Origin of the sequence: Erythrobacter sp. CCH5-A1, from assembly GCF_001557115.1 — a bacterium.
Lineage (GTDB): Bacteria > Pseudomonadota > Alphaproteobacteria > Sphingomonadales > Sphingomonadaceae > Erythrobacter.
In genome coordinates this window covers 1-3,292 of record NZ_LSKQ01000041.1, presented here as the reverse complement: position 1 = coordinate 3,292, position 3,292 = coordinate 1, and the positions used below count along the sequence as shown (strand labels likewise).

General features: G+C 58.8%; 4 protein-coding genes. 2 read left to right on the top strand and 2 right to left on the bottom strand.

The genetic code is table 11. From position 1 onward, the window contains the following. Positions 1–23 precede the first annotated feature (23 nt). Positions 24–446: a hypothetical protein gene (locus tag AX708_RS20205; RefSeq protein ID WP_156454514.1), complete on the bottom strand. Its 423-nt coding sequence runs from the start codon at positions 444–446 to the stop codon at positions 24–26. 124 nt (positions 447–570) lie between these two features. Here AX708_RS20205 and AX708_RS20200 point away from each other — a divergent pair, with 124 nt between their 5' ends. Beyond that, positions 571–1,449 carry a hypothetical protein gene (locus tag AX708_RS20200; RefSeq protein ID WP_156454513.1) on the top strand — a complete coding sequence of 293 codons (879 nt, stop codon included), beginning with the start codon at positions 571–573 and terminating at the stop codon, positions 1,447–1,449. Here AX708_RS20200 and AX708_RS02160 read toward each other — a convergent pair. Next, positions 1,438–2,793 (bottom strand): IS1380-like element ISPme1 family transposase, encoded by a 1,356-nt coding sequence (locus AX708_RS02160; protein ID WP_012112698.1) that lies wholly within the window; start codon positions 2,791–2,793, stop codon positions 1,438–1,440. The genes AX708_RS20200 and AX708_RS02160 overlap by 12 nt on opposite strands. A gap of 29 nt (positions 2,794–2,822) precedes the next feature. On the opposite strand from AX708_RS02160, the gene AX708_RS02155 reads away from it, so the two are divergent. Further along, positions 2,823–3,284: an ATP-binding protein gene (locus AX708_RS02155; protein WP_067489432.1), complete on the top strand. Its 462-nt coding sequence runs from the start codon at positions 2,823–2,825 to the stop codon at positions 3,282–3,284. Positions 3,285–3,292: the final 8 nt, after the last annotated feature.

Sequence of the window (3,292 nt, the reverse complement as noted above, 5' to 3'; positions counted from 1 at the left end):
CTTACACCACTCCCGCCAACCCTTCACGACATCGCCGGTGAATAAGATGGGCTAAGCAGCGCTGCTCGCATGTCATTATTGAAATCAACGTTGGTCGTTCCCCGCCCCTTACACTCGCCTTCGAAAACGGAGGCTGGCAAATCCACCCTGGCATAGACCCCGCAGCAACCGCTGAATCCCTCAAGGCGCAGCATCTCTTCATTGCTGGTAACCACCGGATCGAGAATGGCGGGCCTGGGCAAAAAGAAGTGCGTGCGCACAACATCGCTCAAGACGTAAAGCATTTCGCCCAGCATTCGCGGCTGTCGAACCTTTCCGTCGAAAAAGTGGGGCTTCGCATGATCTGCATTGCAGGTCGCGAGCGACAATTGCGGCCTACCTTTGGCAGATTGCTGAACATTCGACGGAAAGGCGTAGCTGTATGTAAAATCGATCGCAGCAGACATCGAACCTCCCCATGCAGCGCGCGTTGCACGTTGCCAGAAAATATCGAAATGTCAGCGAATTTTCTGGTGGTCAGTATGACACTAGGCCTCCAGAACACCAGTTTTTAGTCCTATATTGTCAGCGATGCTAACTGAAATCATCCTTGGCGCGCTAGGCGACGCCGCAATCCAGTATGCTGGCTCCAAGGGCTTTGCGTGGCTGAAGTCTCGTGAATCAAAAGAGGAGCTGGCGGCAATCGCTGCTGCTTCTCTCGAGGCGGTGATACCGGGTGTTCCCGCCTTGGCTGAAGACCTCAGAACGGAGAGCTTCGCGAAAGGCGTTGTCGTGCCCATGCTTGAGGCATTGGTCGCCGACCCATCGCAATTGCCGGACACAGAACGACTGGCTGATCAGTATATCAGAATGTTCGTGGAGCGTTTTGCTGGAGACAGCGGTGCCGATGACGCGCTCAAGAGGATCTTTCAGACCGAACCAAGCGAACTCAAGTCTGCATTTGTTATATTTTTCAGTGCGTTTCGCTCAAGACTCTACCAATCGAAGCACTGGCGCGAGCTGGGGCACTTCGCAGCGACAGAGGCCACGTTCAAAAACACAGAGGCGATCAAATCGGCCTTGGAAGGGATGGCTCAGCGCAACGAGGCCGATGCGATTGACCTTGATAGAGCGCGTCAGGATGCAAGGTCGGGGTCCGATGAACTTCGCAATTGGCCTAGAGCGATTTCAGGCCATGAACTTACAAGGCCCGAGCTGGAGCGTCTGAAGACTCAGACCGACATTCTCCAAGTGGCCTGCCGCTTGACTTCAAGATCGCCTGATTTTGCTCGCTGGGCAAGCGTTTTTCGCCCCGAGCGGTGTCTGTCGTCGCGCAAACGGCCGAAGTCGGGTGGATCAAGCCTCGAACCCGCAGCATTCTGGCCCGGCAGAGCCGCTTTTCCGCGCGGCAGACGGACCTGTCCTGCCGCTTTCGTTCAGCTTGGGCATGGATCGTGGTCATGCGCATGACGGAGGCGTTCGAAGACGGCGGATGGCGGCAAGGACGGCCCGCACCATCGGGCCGGTGACGGCGACCTCGGCCAACTGGAAGGTAATGGCGCGGGCGTGGCGGACGACGCGGGCGCCGATCTTGATCAGCTTGAGTTGCAGGCTGGTCAACGACCAGTCCGCCATGGCCTCGGGCAGTTCGATGCAGCGCAGGAAGGTTGCCAGGTTGTAGGCCAGCGCGTGCAGTTGCAGCCGCACCTCGTTGTGCCGGAACTTCCGGCATGACAGCCGCGTCCAGCGAAAGGCATATTTGCCTTCCTTGATGTGCTGCTCTGCGGTGCCGCGCTGGTTGTAGAACCTCACCACCCAGTCTGGCTCCATCGGCAGGTTGGTGACGATGAAGCCGACTTTGGGGAACAGCTCGCCCGGATGCCATTCGATCTTGGCGATGACGCGGCGCGGCTTGTCCCAGGACGCCGCCTGATACTCGAAGTCCTCGAAGAACCGTTTGACCTTGGTCAGCGAAGGCCGTCCCACGGGCCGTGTCAGCCGATGCGCGATCTTCTCGCGCAAGACGGCGTTGGCGGGCAGACGGATGGCGTAGAAGAACCTGGCTTCTTCCAGCCGCATATAGATCGCGGGGATCGCGTAGGCAGCGTCGGCCCGGAAGAAGCGTCCACCAAGGTCGCGGCCAGCATATCGGGCAATGACGGGATCAAGGACATCCCGCCAGCCATCGGCGCTGTGGACATTGCCGTTACGCAGGGCGCAGCGCTCCAGCATGCCAAACTGGTTGAACAAGAAGATGGGGTGATAGCAGGTGCAGTCGAAATGCCCGTTCCAGGCAGCACCTTCCTGATCGCCGTGGGTGGGGCTGACCGAGCTGTCCATGTCCAGCACGATGTATTTCAACCCGTTGCGGTCATGAAACCGGTCGATCCATTGGCCGTTCAGATCGGCCAGCGCCGCCCGGTTCGCGGCCAGAGCCAGCGTCTCGGTCTCGAACCGTCCCATCTGCGATGCCGAAGCAGCTTGCGCCTCGACGGCCCTGCCGCCAACGACCTGACGCATCACGGGATCGAGGGCCAAGCGGTCAGCATCGTTCACATCCTCGTATCCGGCCAGTCGTCCGAACACCGATTGCCGGAACAATCCGTCAAGCCGATGGAGCGTGTTCTTCCCGGTGCGGCTGTCTCGCAGCGCCTCCGACGCCAGATTGGACAGGCCGAGCACGTCATCAAGCTCGCGCATCACCAGCAGGCCACCGTCTGAACTGATCTGCGCACCACGGAACTCCAGACGCACACGGCGGTCGAAATCAACCCGATCTCCCCGCGCCAAGCCCGCACCCTCCAGGTGATCCATGAAACGCGCCCCTCGCAGCCGTCAACGCCATGATTTATATGCGAAATATCACGATTACGACAGCGAAATCAGCGACTTACTTGGAGAATGTGGGTCAGATACTCGCTGAGGCGAGTGCAGCTACCTTGCTGATCGGTGAAGCTGGCTCCGGCAAATCTGCCCTCTTGGCCAAACTCACCGAAGAACTGGAGAACCAAGGCTCGACAGTCTTTGGCATCAAAGCCGACACCCTGCCTGCGGATGTAGCAACTTTTGATGACATTGCGCGGGCACTGGGCATGACAGGTTCACTTCTGCCTGAGCTATCTGCGCTGGCGCGCAACGCGCCGGTCGTCTTGATCATCGATCAATTGGACGCCGTAAGTGACGTGATGGATCGGACTAGCCAGCGAATGAAGGTTCTGCTCCGGCTGGTTAGACAGGCCCAAGAACAACGATTGCCAGTTGAAGCGGCCCCCGAATTCCCCGGACAGGACCTCACACTTATGTAAGAGTGAGG

Excerpts from the sequence above, each read along its gene's own strand:
- AX708_RS20205 (WP_156454514.1), bottom strand. The coding sequence starts at position 446 with ATGTCTGCTGCGATCGATTTTACATACAGCTACGCCTTTCCGTCGAAT.
- AX708_RS20200 (WP_156454513.1), top strand. The coding sequence starts at position 571 with ATGCTAACTGAAATCATCCTTGGCGCGCTAGGCGACGCCGCAATCCAG.
- AX708_RS02160 (WP_012112698.1), bottom strand. The coding sequence starts at position 2,793 with ATGGATCACCTGGAGGGTGCGGGCTTGGCGCGGGGAGATCGGGTTGAT.
- AX708_RS02155 (WP_067489432.1), top strand. The coding sequence starts at position 2,823 with ATGATTTATATGCGAAATATCACGATTACGACAGCGAAATCAGCGACT.